Below are 14,524 nucleotides of genomic sequence, written 5' to 3' on the forward strand. Positions count from 1 at the left end.
AGAACATTTTGATGAAATCAGTCCAACTTAATTACTGATAAATATCACCAAGTCATTGTACCTTTTGTATTGCATCGATATATGAAATACCAAATAAACCACCACGTACATTGATAATTAGTTTATCGCCTGATTCTGTTTGCTCAGACCAGTGATCAGGTACATTTATCTTACGCAGCTCTTTTTCAGGAGCGACCTTAACCAGCCATGACTTCACAACATATTTTCCGCCCCGACTGCCTTCGTGTTCTGTAGCTATCTTTTTTATGATTTGCGCAGAAATTGACTGAGCCGGTGAAGTATCAAAATAAGTATTTACAGTCATAAAAAACGGCAAGGCTAAAAAGTAACCGCCTCCAAGGAAAAGCAGCCCAAAGCCTGCCCCCAAAGAAAAAACTCTCCCAGCCGCCCATTTTCTTGCAGTTGATAAAAGCATACTAAAAAACAAAAAAAACGCACCCATTAGCATCACTTTGAACGGCAATTCTTCCCAGAAAGGGCTCCATGGTTCCCAGCGCTGCTTTACCATATCAAATGCAAGGATCAGAAAAAGTATCACACCTAGAAGCGCACCAAGTGCTACAGATACTTTAATAAACTTCGGCACTTCTAATGCCTGAGCATAGGATCTAAGCACTTTGCTTTCAGATTCATGCCTGTATTTGTACATCTTGATTCCCTAATATTTAGTTGTCGACAACAGCACCCAAGGTATCATGCCCACCCGCCCCAAACAATTGCTGTTTAACATGCGCTAACTGATCCCTGACCTGGGCAGCTTTCTCAAACTCCAGATTCTTCGCATGATCGAGCATGAGTTTTTCCAGGCGCTTGATTTCACGGCTGATCTGTTTCTCGCTCATGACTTCATAACGTGCCTGTTCTTGTGCTACTGCCAGCTCTTCCTTGGCTTCCTGCGGATTATAGACACCATCGATGATGTCCTTGATCTGTTTGCTGATACCGGTTGGTGTGATGTTATTCGCGGCATTGAAAGCCAGTTGCTTGTTGCGACGACGTTCAGTTTCACCCATGGCGCGACGCATGGAATCAGTCACCTTGTCGGCATACAGGATGGCTTTGCCATTCAAATTACGGGCAGCACGTCCTATGGTCTGTATCAGACTGCGTTCTGAACGCAGGAAGCCTTCTTTATCCGCATCCAGAATCGCAACCAGAGAAACTTCAGGTATATCCAGGCCCTCGCGCAAGAGGTTAATACCAACCAGTACATCAAAAGTGCCCAGACGCAGGTCACGGATGATCTCTACCCGCTCTACCGTATCTATATCACTGTGCAGGTAGCGCACCTTGATGCCATTTTCGTTAAGGAATTCTGTCAACTGTTCTGACATGCGCTTGGTCAACGTAGTGACCAATACACGCTCATTCTTTTTCACCCTTTCTATGATCTGATTCATCAAGTCATCGACCTGGGTCAGGGCTGGCCGCACTTCTATTTCAGGGTCAACCAGGCCGGTCGGCCTGACCACCTGCTCCACCGTCTGGTCAGCATGCTGGTCTTCATAATCACCTGGCGTGGCTGATACAAACACGGTCTGGCGCAATTTGCTTTCGAACTCAGCAAACTTCAACGGGCGATTATCCAGTGCCGAAGGCAGGCGAAAGCCGTAATCAACCAGATTGGTCTTGCGCGCCCTGTCGCCGTTGTACATGCCATTCAACTGGCCGGTCAGCACATGCGATTCGTCCAGAAACATCAGGGCGTCAGACGGCAAATAATCAACCAGGGTAGGTGGCGGGTCGCCGGCCTTGGCGCCGCTCAAATGACGTGAGTAATTTTCAATCCCCTTAGTGAAGCCGATCTCGGCCATCATTTCCAGGTCAAAGCGGGTGCGCTGCTCTATGCGCTGTTCTTCTATCAGTTTGTTTTCACGGCGGAAAAAATCAAGACGCTCACGTAATTCCTCCTTGATGGTTTCTATCGCCCGCAGGACCGTTTCACGCGGCGTCACATAATGCGAACCAGGGTAGACGGTAAAACGCGGTATCTTTTGCTTGATACGGCCCGTCAATGGGTCAAACAATTGCAGGTTTTCGATTTCATCATCAAACATTTCCACGCGCACGGCCAGTTCAGCATGTTCAGCGGGGAAAATGTCTATGGTGTCACCACGGACGCGGAAAGTGCCGCGACCAAAGTCGACCTCATTACGCTTGTATTGCATTTGTATCAAACGGGCAATGATGTCGCGCTGACTGACCTTGTCCCTGGCGCGCAAGGTCAAAATCATCTTGTGATATTCATTGGGGTTACCGATACCATAGATGGCAGACACCGTTGCCACGATGATCACGTCACGTCTTTCCATCAGTGATTTGGTGCAGGACAGGCGCATCTGTTCTATGTGCTCATTGATGGCAGAATCTTTCTCAATGAACAAGTCACGTTGCGGCACATAGGCTTCTGGTTGATAGTAATCGTAATAACTGACAAAATACTCCACCGCATTGCGTGGAAAGAATTCTCTGAACTCACTATACAACTGTGCAGCCAGGGTTTTATTAGGTGCAAAGATGATTGCCGGCCTACCGGTCCTGGCGATCACGTTCGCCATCGTATAGGTCTTACCCGACCCCGTCACACCCAGCAGTGTCTGAAAAAACAAGCCATCATTGATTCCCTCGACCAATTGCGATATTGCCGTCGGCTGATCGCCGGCAGGCTGGAACAACTGGTATAACTGATAAGGTGAATCAGGAAAGCTGATGAATTTTGCCTCGTCCAACTGTTCGGACGAAGCTGTTGAATTAACCGGTGCGACCGCCATGATGCTATTACCTTTGCTAAAATAGGTGGCTGTACTTTGCAATCTGCCTCATTCCAACCTTTATTGTCGGCAACGACAACTATTTCAATATTATCACGATGACTGCTTCCGCTTCTTCCCCCCTGTTTTCTGCCATAGAAATGGCGCCGCGCGACCCTATCCTGGGTATCACCGAAGCCTTTAATGCTGACCAGAATCCTGCCAAGGTCAACCTTGGTGTTGGTGTTTATTATGACGACAATGGCAAAGTACCCTTGCTGGAATGTGTCAAAAAGGCCGAAGCCATTTTGATGGAAAAATTCTCGCCTCGCACTTACCTGCCCATCGAAGGCCTGGCTGCCTATGACAAGGCAGTACAGGAACTGGTGTTTGGCGCTGACAGCGATGTCGTCAAAGAGAAGCGCGCCATTACTGCACAAGCCATAGGTGGCACGGGTGCATTGAAGCTGGGTGCTGACTTCTTGCAGCGTTTCACGCCAAATTCTGAAGTCTGGATCAGCGACCCAAGCTGGGAAAACCATCGCGCCCTGTTTGAGTCAGCCGGTTTCAAGGTCAATTCTTATCCGTATTATGATGCAGCAACACGTGGCGTCAATTTTGCCGGTATGCTGGATGCATTAAAAAACATGGCACCTGGCGCCATCGTCCTGCTGCACGCATGCTGCCATAACCCTACCGGTGCAGATCTGACTGACGAGCAATGGACACAGGTCATTGAAGTTGTCACGCAGCGGGGCCTGATCCCTTTCCTTGACATGGCTTACCAGGGCTTTGGTGATGGCATAGAAGCTGATGGTAAGGTCGTACGTCGTTTTGCAGAAGCCGGCGGCGCCCTGTTCGTCTCCAACTCTTTTTCCAAATCTTTCTCCCTGTACGGCGAGCGTGTCGGCGCGCTGAGCATAGCAGCGTCGAGTGCAGAAGAAGCTGCACGCATCATGTCGCAACTCAAGCGCGTGATCCGCACCAACTATTCCAACCCTCCTACTCATGGCGGCCAGGTGGTGGCAACGGTACTGGCGACCCCGGAACTGCGTCAGTTGTGGGAAGAAGAACTGGCAGGCATGCGCGTACGCATACGCGAAATGCGCGCAGCTTTTGTCAACAAGCTCAAAGAACAAGCCCCTGCTCACAACTTTGACTTCGTCATCCAGCAGCGCGGCATGTTCTCATATTCTGGCCTGACGAAAGAACAGGTAGGCCAATTGCGTGACAATAACTCTATCTATGCCGTTGATACCGGCCGTATCTGTGTAGCGGCCCTCAATAGCAAAAATATTGACAATGTCATCGCGGCGATTGCGAAGACCCTGTAATTCGCTTGTGGCAATAGAGTTGACAACTTCAGGGGCGGAGCATATAATCTTTGTCTCTGTTCCCTGATAGCTCAGTCGGTAGAGCGACGGACTGTTAATCCGCAGGTCCCTGGTTCGAGTCCAGGTCGGGGAGCCACAGAATTCAAAGTAAGTAGTGAACTTAGCAAAAAATCACTGCGAGCTGGTTTTACGGCACATCAAAGTGCTTACAAAGTTTTACGAAGATCATCATATCTTCTATTCCCTGATAGCTCAGTCGGTAGAGCGACGGACTGTTAATCCGCAGGTCCCTGGTTCGAGTCCAGGTCGGGGAGCCAAATTAGTAAATAGAGTTACTTGCCAACGCCAGTAACTCTTTTTTTTCCGCCGGATTCACCTGGTTACAGGTAAACAGCGGGATAAGTTGATGCAGTAACAAATAAGAATTTGAAGTAAGTGGTGAACTTAATAAAAAATCACTGCAAAAAGATTTAAAAAGAGTTTTACGAAGATCATCATATCTTCTATTCCCTGATAGCTCAGTCGGTAGAGCGACGGACTGTTAATCCGCAGGTCCCTGGTTCGAGTCCAGGTCGGGGAGCCAAATTGAGAGAACAGAGTTACTTGCACGTGCCAGTAACTCTTTTTTTTCCCTCAAGTCAGTCAGTGTAATTCTAAAAACTTGCCATTGCTTCTGAAGTTTTATGTACGCGGCGTAGAAGTCAGACAAGCCTGGCAAAATCATTTACCGGTTTAAGTACAACCCCGGTCACAGAAAAACGTACGCTTCCCCCTTGTTAGTCATACCCGGTCTTTCAACAGACTGTTGGGTCAGTGCTTTGCTTTCCACGCTAAAGCACTTTCCCATCCCCTATGATCATCGCCACTGACAGCGCGTCATATACAAAAAAACCTGCCCCACTGACACCGAGTCACTGCCTTGGAATTTTCAGTGCAAAAATATCTGGATTCTTGCCATCCAGTCATGATCCCATAGCCTTTCAATACTTGTTTGCCTGCTTCATGAAAAGTACACGTTTATCTTGATGTCGGCATCGGCCTTGATTATCTACAGAAAATTTCTGTCAGGGCAGATACAATATCGGCCTTGGTTCAATCAACGCTTACCGATTTTGCTTATCCTTCTTCAAAGATATCTGGCAGTATTTTGCATGCTTGCTTTATCAGTAGCCGGCCAGTCCAATGCAGCAACGGCAGATGATACTTGTGACGGCAATCCGGCACCCATCCGCTATCTGCTGACATTTGATGACGGGCCCAGTGCAGTCAGGCCGGACAACCCTACCGAAAAAGTATTAAGCATCCTGTCAAAAAACCCCCACCAGAATGGCATCAAAGCGGTTTTTTTTACGCAAACAAGAGCTGTCAATGGTGGCGGTACAGAATATGGCCGGACCTTGCTGAAGCGCGAAGTCGAAGAAGGTCATTTGCTGGCTTTTCATACGGCAACGCCGCGACATTCCAATCATCGTTATCTTGGCGAACAGGATTTGAAAGCTTCGCTTGAACTCGGCATTGCTGACCTGACCAGCATTACCGGAGTCGCCCCAAAACTGGTACGTCCGCCATTCTGGAGTTATGACGCGCTGACGCTGGACGTCTATCAGCAGCATGGCTTGCAGATGCTATTGACAGATTTAAGCGCCAATGATGGCATTATCTATGGCATCAATTTCAGCCTGACCAAACGCCGAAATATGCGCAAATTACTGGCGGCCATGCGCCCGCGCTGGTGCCAGAATACCTTGCCGGTGGTAGATGGCGTGACCCCGATTGTGGTCACTTTCCATGACATCAATCCTTACACAGCCAATCATCTGGAGGAGTATCTGGGAATACTTCTGGACGTGGCCGGGGAATTGAATGTACAAGTCAGCGAAAAGCCTTTTTATGATGCTGCTGATGAGCTTGAACGCGCTGCTTTGGCAAGAGTAGTGAAAGACAGCAATAACGCACCAGAGTTACCGGGGATATGGAACTGGTTCTGGAGTCTGTTCCGCTGACAGGCCTACTTGCAAAAGTAGAGGTGGCGATACAAATTGCCTGTCGCTACACAAAGTGATGGACAAGGCATGATGCGGTAGCTGCAAGCATTGTGCACATGGCAAATTCAGCTTGATTTGCGCTTCTTTTTTTGTCCATAGCTGATAAAAAGCATGCATGCGATTGTCCGCATCCTGCTGGTTTATCCAGACACTCTCTTCAGCATCAAATGCATGCAATGCCAGTGCTGAGAAGTCCCGGTCAGGGTTTAGCAATTCGATATCCAAACCCAACTTGTTGTTGCTACTCAAAGCACAACCAATCCAGTTACCACTATGCGAAAGGCTGAAGCCAATATCTGGAAAGGCTGGAAAATCAAGCTGCGGTGCATTGCCAGGGCGTTCAGTCAATTGCAGTACGTCAACCGGCACTTCCAGTAATTGACTAAGCCTTTGACGAAGCAAAACTCGTCCAATCAAAAATTGCCGCTGACGCTCGGGTCTGACAAAACACCGATAGCGCCGCAATTCGGTTGGTGCAAGCCAAGAAGTGTAGCAAGTTAGCTCCCGATCTTTTATAGAAGAACTATCCACGAGCCACACTTTAGCGATTGACATCATCAAGCACTCTTACGCTCAACAAGCTTAATCAAAGCCTGACAAAATCTTATAAGTAATTTCAGTATTTGTCGCCTTTACTATTTCTATGCGTGCGCCTTTATAGCCTAAAATTGACGACTCGTCTAAATCGTAGGTTACTTCATTGTTAAATGCTGGGCGCGCCAGATTATTAGAAAACTCCCTATACGCAAGAGTAATTCGATTACCTATTTTTCCGTTATAAAGCAAAGTTTGTTGGAAAGCATTTGCTGATTTTCTTGCAAGCTTGTTAATGAGTGAATATTTGATATCTGCACATTGCTCTTTGCTAAAGCAAATTTTATTTTCAGCCTTATAAAGATAAACTTCTACTTTATCTTTGACAAACTTAATGCGCGTTTTATTTTCTGCCTCAAATGGATACTCACCTTTAAGCAAAGGAATAGAACCAATCATCTCATTTTGAGCAATAACAAGTGATGGCTCCAATTGCCCCATCCCCTGTGTCAATAAACTTTCCCCGATGCCTTTTGTCGCAATAGTACCTATCTCTGGGAAAGTGAAAGAAGCAATTTCAGGCTGTTTTTTTGAAGCACATCCGGACAGTAAAAGGACTGCCGTCATCATCACGGGTAGCATTTCTTTCCATATACTCATATAGTTTCTCCAATATTAAACAATCATCGACTCACACAATTCATTACATCACTTCAGTATCACCTGAGATGAGATATGGATGAATAAAAATTTTCATGTTCTTTACTTATTCATCAATCTTGACAAAATCTGCCTTGAGAACAACACCAGCCATCAAAGCATTAATGTGGCACTCAAATTCTGTTTCGCTTGATTTTTCGACATCATCATAATTACTGACGATATTAATCACGGCATTTGCACCCAAATTTTCAGCGCGTTTTTTCAGTTGCAACATAGCAGATAGAAAAACCCAGTTGCAAGCCTGCTCAGTAGTCTTGTTCAAGGCATTTGTTTTTTTATTTGTTTGATCGTTAATGATTTTCCTGGATACAGGTGGCGTGGCTTGTGTGCCAAAATAGTATTTCACCTTATCGCCTAATCTATATGGAGCATTATTGCTTGTCATCGCTGTCGCGATAGGCAACATCACTATATTGTCAGCAGCAATAACCGGCATCGTTAAATTAACCAGTGTGATCAGCGCAATTGCGGTACGAATTAATTTTTTCATGTTCTATCTCCAGGCTAAAAAACGCTATCAACATGCAAGTCAGCTATATTTTTTAAAAATCAGCGAAGTGTTTATTCCGCCAAACGCAAAATTATTCGACATCACATACGCACAAGTTATCGCCCTGCCCTCGTCCCTGATGTAATCAAGCTCTGCGCATTGCGGGTCCAGCTCCTGCAAATTGATCGTCGGTGCAAACCAGCCTTCGCGCATCATTTCTATGCTGATCCAGGCCTCCAGTGCGCCACAGGCCCCCAGCGTATGACCCATATAGCTTTTCAGGGAACTGATGGGCGTACGCTGGCCGAAGACTTCTGCCGTTGCCTGGCTCTCGGCAATATCGCCCTGCTGGGTGCCGGTACCGTGGGCATTGACATAACCAATATCGCCAGGCTGCAGTCCTGCATCTGCCAGTGCCAGTTGCATGGCGATCTTCATGGTTTCGGCATTGGGCTGTGTCACATGACAACCGTCACTATTGGTGCCAAATCCGACCAGTTCTGCATGTATGGTTGCGCCACGCGCCACTGCGTGCTCAAGTTCTTCGAGTATCAGGCAACCCGCGCCTTCACCTATCACCAGGCCATCGCGACCGGCATCAAACGGACGCGGCGTGACTTCAGGTGTATCATTTTTGACACTGGTGGCGAACAGAGTGTCGAATACCGCCGCTTCGGTCGCACATAATTCTTCTGCACCGCCGGCTATCATGGCGATCTGCTTGCCACTACGGATTGCTTCATATGCGTAACCTATACCCTGGCTGCCTGATGTACAGGCTGATGATGTCGTAATCACGCGCCCAGTCAAGCCAAAAAACACACCGATGTTGACTGGCGCAGTATGCGCCATCATCTTTATATAGGTCGTCGCATTGATGCCCTTGGTGGTGCGCTCTTCCATCATGCGCCCGAAATCACCAATGGCGCTTGGTGTGCCGGCAGAAGAACCAAAAGAGATGCCCATCTGCCCGCTCGTCAGCAAGGTATGATCGAGCAAACCGGCATGTGCCAGCGCCATTTCACTGGCGCGTGTCGCCATCAGCGCCACCCGGCCCATGCTGCGGGTGGCTTTGCGATGATATTTTTCATTCAGCTCAAACGGCGCTGCCGGGGCACCAAGTTTGGTATTGAGTCCATCATAGTCTTGCCAGTCATCCATAGGGACGATGGCATTGCGGTACTCCCCCAATTGCCGGCGTATGCTGGTCCAGTCATTGCCCAGCGGGCTGATGCCAGCCATGCCTGTCACAACCACGCGGCGATTGATCTTGCTCATGCCATGCCTCCATTGACCGATATAACCTGGCGCGTCACATACGCAGCATCTGCATGCATGAGAAAACTGACGACAGCGGCCACTTCTTCGGGCTTGCCCACACGGCGGGCCGGTATCATTTTTAATGCTTCTTCCATTGGTACTTCACTTATCATGTCAGTCTCTATCAGGCCCGGGGCCACACAGTTGACCGTAATGGCGCGTTTGGCCAGTTCGATGGCCAACGCCTTGGTCGCGCCGATGATGCCGGCTTTTGCTGCGCTGTAATTCACCTGGCCGCGATTGCCGATCAGGCCAGATACCGAAGCCAGAGTGATGATACGCCCTGGCTTGCGCCTTTGCACCATGGGCATGACCAGAGGATTGAGTACATTGTAAAAACCATCGAGATTAGTCTCCAGAACAATATCCCAGTCTTCACCCGACATGGCCGGAAAAGCATTATCACGCGCCACACCGGCATTGCATACCACGCCATAGTAGCAGCCATGCTCCTCAATATCCGCCGTCAATATGGCTGCCGCCTGCTCACGTGCGCTGATATCAAACTGCAATACCCTGACCTGACGCCCCATGCCGGCGATCTCCTGCGCAAGCACGTCAGTTTCTGCACGCTGACTGCGGCAATGCAAGACAATATCGTAACCATCACGCGCCAGGCGCAATGCAATTGCCTTGCCTATGCCGCGCGATGATCCTGTCACCAACACACTCATACTCATTACTAACTCCGTTGCAGAAAATCTTTAACATTATCGGGCTGGAATACCGTCACCGTCGCATTTGCCAATACGGTCCTGGATGTACTGTCCTCAATACGGCATTCAAACGCCCCCAGGCCATTGTCGCCCTGCATGGCGCGCAGCACATGGATATGCAATACGCTACCCAAGGCAAATAGCGGCACGCTGGCCTCATAACGGCGCGAACCCAGCAAAAAACCTACTTTTACAGGCTCCCCCTTGATCGTTGCCAGGTAACCGGCATGTGCAGCAATCGCCTGAGCCATATACTCAATACCGACCCAGGAACCAACTCCATTGGCATCGCAAAACAGTGTGCCGGATTCTATCCTCACCTCTGCACACAGAGTCTCGTCATCGACAGCAAGCAGGCGGTCAAGCAGCACCATCTCACCACTGTGTGGCACTACATCACGAACGGCTGGCAAATACATCTGACTCATATCGCCCTCCCCAATACCAGGCTTGCATTCGAACCACCAAAGGCAAAGGAATTACTTAGCGCCCATTGCAAGGGGCGGCCCAGTTGCTGCTTTTTACTGACGGTGACCAGGTCTGGCAATTGTTCATCCCTGACCTGGTCCCACAAATGTGGCGGCAGCTTGCCCAGCGGGTTGTCATCCTGCATGGCAAGCCAGCACAGGGCAGCCTCTATGGCCGCTGCGGCACCCAGGGCATGACCGGTAAAGGGTTTGGTCGAACTGACAGCCACGGATGCGCCAAACATATCGCGTATCACGCGGGATTCCATCGCATCATTTTGTACAGTGGCTGTGCCATGCATATTGATGTAGTCGATTTCTGCGGCAGAAATACCTGCTCGCTGCAAGGCCTGTGCAATAGCCAGTCTGGCGCCGCCGCCAGCGGGATCAGGCGCTGACATATGGTGTCCGTCAGAGGCCTCCCCCCAGCCGCACAAAGCCACGGAGCCTGGCTGTTCCGGCTCTGCGCTCATGACAAATAAAGCGGCTCCCTCGCCAATATTGATACCATTGCGATTGGCGCTGAGCGGATTGCAAACGGTGCTGCTGACAGATTCCAGGGCCGAAAAACCGGCAATGGTAAATGCACACAGACTATCTACGCCACCTGTCAACACCACATCACACAAGCCCATCCTGATCAGGCGGGCCGCACTTGCCATGGCTTTGGCACTGGAAGAGCAGGCGCTGGAATGCACATAGGCGGGGCCGGTAATGCCCAATTCATGCGCCAGCATGTCCGCTGGCGAACACATTTCCTGCTGCGCATAGTGAAAGCTTGCCGGCAATGCCCCATGCTGCCGCAGATGTTGCAGCGCATTTTCTGTACTGGCAATACCTGAAGTACTGGTGCCCACCACAATACCGACACGGTCTGCACCAAAACGGGCAATGGCCTCTACCAATGCTGGCCGAATCTGTTCCAGTGCAGCCAGGGCAAGCTGGTTATTACGACTGCGCATGGTCAGCGGCAAATGCGCCACGCCTGGCAAGTCGGTCCGGACCTGGCCGACAGGCAATACCTTGCCCGGGGACCATGCATCTGTCTCCAGCAAGCCACTCTGCGCTTCATTGAGCAAGCGTCGACTGACGTCATGCCGATTATCACCCAGGGCGCATACAATACCGCAGTGATTTAAAAACATTCTCATAAAAATACTTCAAGGTGCTGACTGTATGGTCAGTCGGTAGCTATAACGCAAATTATTCAAAGTGACTGTGCCACTCCAGCGTGGCAAGCCAGTGTAATCGATGGTGGTGATCAGGTCGTCATTCAGATAGAGCTTTCTGTGCAGCCCCTGTTCTTCTATGCGCCAACCTGCGGGCAGGGCTGCAGCAATGGCTTCTAGCGGCCACAGACACAATTGCATGTCTTCCAGTACGTCTTCGGCCCTGACTTGTGCCGGCAACATCACATGCCGCCATGATTTCAGTTGCTGCCCATCATAACTGAGACTCAATACACGCTGCCCAAAAGCCAGTCCAACCAGTTCCAGGTGGTCTGGTTCAACTTCCAGTGCGGCATCAAGTTCGTCTATCTTGCCATTTCTTTCCACTTTCAGATGCTGTTGTACATTGAATGAGCCACCCAGTGCAGCCGGTGCCAGCATCAGGCCCAGCCTGGCCTGCGGCGGCGTTTTCTGTGAACTGGCGCAAGCACCCAGCGTTGCCAGCAGCACGGCAAGCAATATGAATTTAGTTGGTTTTAGCATAATCGGTTTGCGAATCCACTTCTGAACTGGTAAAACAGGGAACAATCAGCCAGACCATCGCAATGCCGATCAGCATGGTCAGACCAAAAGCCCGCAAAGCCGGCGTATTACTGAGCCCCAGCAGACCAAATGAGAGTATGGTATTCGCAGCGGACAAGCCGACTGCCAGCCAGGGTGTGGCATTGCGCCGGTCAGGATGTTCCTGCATGAAGATACCGTAATCCACGCCAACACCAAGCAAGAGCATCAGGGCCAGTACATGAAACAATTGCAGGCTTTGCCCGGCCAGTCCCAGCAAACCCAGGGTAGCCATGCTGGCTGTCAGTGTCGGCAGCAATACCCGCCACGCATGGCGGCGATAACGTGGCAGCAGCAAGGCAAACACCAGCAGATAGGCAGCGCCCAGCACCCAGCCCATATAGGCACGATAGCGACCCAATACGCTGGAAATTTCGCTGACCTTGTCAACCCATTGCACACCTTGCAAACCCTCACTGGCCTGCGCCAGGCGCTGCAAGCCATTGTTGGCATAATTGAGTCCGCGCAAGGCAACGATGCTGGCATGCTCAGTACCTATTTGCCCAAGCCATAAGTGCCGCCATGGATCACCGGCTGATGTTTGCAGGAAGGCATTCACCGTCATGCGACTATCCAGACCCAGCAAGTGCTGGCGTATCTTCGCAGCCCATGCTGGATCTTCATCAAGCTTGCCAGCCAGCAGTGACAGGGCCGTCCCCTCGGACAAGAGCTTTTCATCAATCAGTTTCCTGCGCTCAGCCACGGTCTGTGCTGACGGTATCCAGTTGGACAAAGCCTGGTAACCGCTAATGGTGTGGTCGGCAATAAAACCGTCGAGCTTGTGCTTCAGGGCTTCTTCTCTTTGCAATACAATTTCTGCACTAGGCCCGCGCACTAGAAAGTATTGTACCGGCGTAGGAGCATCCAGCAATTTACCCAGCTTGATCTGATCATTGACCAGGTGCTTGGGCGGTGTTTGCAACAGACGTATGTCGTCATTGACACCAAGACGTGAAACACCTGCACCAACCAGTACGGTGAATACGAGAATGATGAGCAGACCCTGGCGATTGAGGAGCAAACGTGGCCAGTGCAGCAAAACAGAGCCATATGCAGACACCAACCGGCCGCTTCGCAAACTACCGGCACTGATCAACTGCGGGAACCAGCAAATCACTGTGCACCAGGCGAACAACAGACCCAGTGCCGAAAATGCCGCCATATGACGCAAGCCCGGGAAAGGTGTCAGGCCCAGCCCCAGATAACCGATTACGGCTGCCAGCAAGGTCAGACTCAAACCAGGCAAGAGCCGTTTGAGCAATTGGTGGGAGTCCAGGCTCTTGTCTGCACTGAGGCGATTACACAGGAAATAGATGCCATAATCCTGTGCCACACCGATCAGACTGGCGCCAAACACCAGGGTCAATAAGTGGATGTCGCCAAACAACAAGTAACAGACGGATACGGCACCAAGAAAACCTATGCCTATGGACAAGAGTATGAGGGTGATTGGTTTGAGGGAGTGAAAACTCAGCCACATCAGCAAGATGATACCTATCAGCGAGCCAACACCGATGGTGGAAACTTCAGAGTTGGCCTGCTGCCCGGCTGCTGCCGCATGCAAAATGACACCGGCACGGATGATCTCGACTGATGGGCTGACCTGCCTTGCCGCGGCACCGGCCCGTTCCAGCAGAGGCAAGACGGCTTCTTGCGCACTCAATGAAAACGCCGGAGGGACCAGGCCAAGCGGCAGCAAGACATATTGACGCTCTGCATTTGACACGAATAACTTGCCGTCGCGCGGGCGCACCGGTGTTTCTTGCGCCCTTTCCTGTACCCAGGTACTGAACAGGCCGAATGGGTCATCCTGAAACGATCCAAGCTTGGGGCCGGAAAATGCACTATACATTTTTGCCAGGGCGATATCTGTCCAGTATTGCGGTGCTTCTGTACGCAATTGCTGCTCTTGCTGGCGACTCAGCAAACCCAGGCTCTGTTTCTGGAAAGTGCTCAGCCAGTCATTCTGCGCCTGATCACTGACACTGGTCAGTTTGAGCAAATCAGGACGCGTGACCAAAATTTTTTGATACGCATCTGCGGCACGCACTGCCTGCTCCCAGTCAGTGGCGCCAACAAGTACAACCACTCTTTGCTGCGCACTATCAACCATGTGCGCAAACGACTGTTGCAGGACAGGGTCACGCTCTTGTACCGGTAACAAGGCAAGAATGTCGGTGTTAGGCGTAATACGCTTGCCAAGCCACAAATAGGCATTATGCGCAAGCAGCAAGCATACGACCAATGCCCAGACAATAGCCAGGGCACGCGGTATGACGCTTTGCTTATTAATTTTTTCGCTCATGCAATCTTTTTTGATCAGCTCAGTATCAG

At 50.3% G+C, this 14,524-nt stretch carries 13 protein-coding genes and 3 tRNA genes; 5 read left to right on the plus strand and 11 right to left on the minus strand.

Annotation, left to right across the window (positions count from 1 at the left end; translation table 11 throughout):
• Window positions 1-52: 52 nt before the first annotated feature.
• Window positions 53-670 carry a hypothetical protein gene (locus tag LZ463_RS16345; protein WP_241456885.1) on the minus strand — a complete coding sequence of 206 codons (618 nt, stop codon included), beginning with the start codon at window positions 668-670 and terminating at the stop codon, window positions 53-55.
• 16 nt (window positions 671-686) lie between these two features.
• Complete coding sequence (gene uvrB, locus LZ463_RS16350; protein WP_241456886.1) at window positions 687-2,792, minus strand: excinuclease ABC subunit UvrB; 2,106 nt, start codon at window positions 2,790-2,792, stop codon at window positions 687-689.
• A 98-nt stretch (window positions 2,793-2,890) separates the two neighbouring features.
• Here uvrB and LZ463_RS16355 point away from each other — a divergent pair, with 98 nt between their 5' ends.
• From LZ463_RS16355 to LZ463_RS16375, 5 genes are all read left to right on the plus strand, one after another.
• The gene (locus LZ463_RS16355; protein ID WP_241456887.1) at window positions 2,891-4,105 is read left to right on the plus strand and encodes an amino acid aminotransferase; all 1,215 of its coding nucleotides are present in this window, start codon (window positions 2,891-2,893) and stop codon (window positions 4,103-4,105) included.
• Between the two features lie 60 nt (window positions 4,106-4,165).
• A tRNA-Asn gene (locus tag LZ463_RS16360) sits at window positions 4,166-4,241 on the plus strand.
• 105 nt (window positions 4,242-4,346) lie between these two features.
• Window positions 4,347-4,422: transfer RNA gene (locus LZ463_RS16365), tRNA-Asn, on the plus strand.
• A gap of 190 nt (window positions 4,423-4,612) precedes the next feature.
• A tRNA-Asn gene (locus LZ463_RS16370) sits at window positions 4,613-4,688 on the plus strand.
• 568 nt (window positions 4,689-5,256) lie between these two features.
• Complete coding sequence (locus tag LZ463_RS16375; protein ID WP_241456888.1) at window positions 5,257-6,108, plus strand: polysaccharide deacetylase family protein; 852 nt, start codon at window positions 5,257-5,259, stop codon at window positions 6,106-6,108.
• Here the strand turns inward: LZ463_RS16375 and LZ463_RS16380 are convergent.
• The 9 genes from LZ463_RS16380 to LZ463_RS16420 form a co-directional block, all read right to left on the minus strand.
• A complete protein-coding gene (locus LZ463_RS16380; protein ID WP_241456889.1) occupies window positions 6,067-6,708 on the minus strand; it encodes a 4'-phosphopantetheinyl transferase family protein in 642 nt (213 codons plus the stop codon). The two genes, LZ463_RS16375 and LZ463_RS16380, sit on opposite strands and share 42 nt — an antisense overlap.
• A 24-nt stretch (window positions 6,709-6,732) precedes the next feature.
• On the minus strand, window positions 6,733-7,344 hold the full coding sequence (locus tag LZ463_RS16385; RefSeq protein WP_241456890.1) for a hypothetical protein: 612 nt from the start codon (window positions 7,342-7,344) through the stop codon (window positions 6,733-6,735).
• Window positions 7,345-7,450: 106 nt separating this feature from the next.
• Window positions 7,451-7,897 (minus strand): excinuclease ATPase subunit, encoded by a 447-nt coding sequence (locus tag LZ463_RS16390; protein WP_241456891.1) that lies wholly within the window; start codon window positions 7,895-7,897, stop codon window positions 7,451-7,453.
• Between the two features lie 39 nt (window positions 7,898-7,936).
• Entirely contained in the window at window positions 7,937-9,175 is a 1,239-nt protein-coding gene (locus tag LZ463_RS16395) for a beta-ketoacyl-ACP synthase (RefSeq protein WP_241456892.1), read from the minus strand.
• On the minus strand, window positions 9,172-9,897 hold the full coding sequence (locus tag LZ463_RS16400; protein WP_241456893.1) for a 3-ketoacyl-ACP reductase FabG2: 726 nt from the start codon (window positions 9,895-9,897) through the stop codon (window positions 9,172-9,174). Before LZ463_RS16400 ends, LZ463_RS16395 begins: the two co-directional genes overlap by 4 nt.
• A 2-nt stretch (window positions 9,898-9,899) precedes the next feature.
• Entirely contained in the window at window positions 9,900-10,361 is a 462-nt protein-coding gene (locus LZ463_RS16405) for a hotdog family protein (RefSeq protein ID WP_347176276.1), read from the minus strand.
• Window positions 10,358-11,551, minus strand: coding sequence for a beta-ketoacyl-ACP synthase (locus LZ463_RS16410; protein ID WP_241456894.1), 1,194 nt, complete (start codon window positions 11,549-11,551; stop codon window positions 10,358-10,360). Before LZ463_RS16410 ends, LZ463_RS16405 begins: the two co-directional genes overlap by 4 nt.
• 9 nt (window positions 11,552-11,560) lie before the next feature.
• Window positions 11,561-12,112, minus strand: coding sequence for a DUF3261 domain-containing protein (locus tag LZ463_RS16415; protein ID WP_241456895.1), 552 nt, complete (start codon window positions 12,110-12,112; stop codon window positions 11,561-11,563).
• Window positions 12,096-14,495 carry an MMPL family transporter gene (locus tag LZ463_RS16420; RefSeq protein WP_241456896.1) on the minus strand — a complete coding sequence of 800 codons (2,400 nt, stop codon included), beginning with the start codon at window positions 14,493-14,495 and terminating at the stop codon, window positions 12,096-12,098. Before LZ463_RS16420 ends, LZ463_RS16415 begins: the two co-directional genes overlap by 17 nt.
• Window positions 14,496-14,524: the final 29 nt, after the last annotated feature.

It is taken from the genome of Undibacterium paludis, assembly GCF_022568815.1.
In the GTDB taxonomy this organism is placed as follows: domain Bacteria; phylum Pseudomonadota; class Gammaproteobacteria; order Burkholderiales; family Burkholderiaceae_D; genus Undibacterium.

Coding starts and splice junctions, on each gene's coding strand:
- LZ463_RS16345 (WP_241456885.1), bottom strand. CDS start 670: ATGTACAAATACAGGCATGAATCTGAAAGCAAAGTGCTTAGATCCTAT.
- uvrB (WP_241456886.1), bottom strand. CDS start 2,792: ATGGCGGTCGCACCGGTTAATTCAACAGCTTCGTCCGAACAGTTGGAC.
- LZ463_RS16355 (WP_241456887.1), top strand. CDS start 2,891: ATGACTGCTTCCGCTTCTTCCCCCCTGTTTTCTGCCATAGAAATGGCG.
- LZ463_RS16375 (WP_241456888.1), top strand. CDS start 5,257: ATGCTTGCTTTATCAGTAGCCGGCCAGTCCAATGCAGCAACGGCAGAT.
- LZ463_RS16380 (WP_241456889.1), bottom strand. CDS start 6,708: ATGATGTCAATCGCTAAAGTGTGGCTCGTGGATAGTTCTTCTATAAAA.
- LZ463_RS16385 (WP_241456890.1), bottom strand. CDS start 7,344: ATGAGTATATGGAAAGAAATGCTACCCGTGATGATGACGGCAGTCCTT.
- LZ463_RS16390 (WP_241456891.1), bottom strand. CDS start 7,897: ATGAAAAAATTAATTCGTACCGCAATTGCGCTGATCACACTGGTTAAT.
- LZ463_RS16395 (WP_241456892.1), bottom strand. CDS start 9,175: ATGAGCAAGATCAATCGCCGCGTGGTTGTGACAGGCATGGCTGGCATC.
- LZ463_RS16400 (WP_241456893.1), bottom strand. CDS start 9,897: ATGAGTATGAGTGTGTTGGTGACAGGATCATCGCGCGGCATAGGCAAG.
- LZ463_RS16405 (WP_347176276.1), bottom strand. CDS start 10,361: ATGAGTCAGATGTATTTGCCAGCCGTTCGTGATGTAGTGCCACACAGT.
- LZ463_RS16410 (WP_241456894.1), bottom strand. CDS start 11,551: ATGAGAATGTTTTTAAATCACTGCGGTATTGTATGCGCCCTGGGTGAT.
- LZ463_RS16415 (WP_241456895.1), bottom strand. CDS start 12,112: ATGCTAAAACCAACTAAATTCATATTGCTTGCCGTGCTGCTGGCAACG.
- LZ463_RS16420 (WP_241456896.1), bottom strand. CDS start 14,495: ATGAGCGAAAAAATTAATAAGCAAAGCGTCATACCGCGTGCCCTGGCT.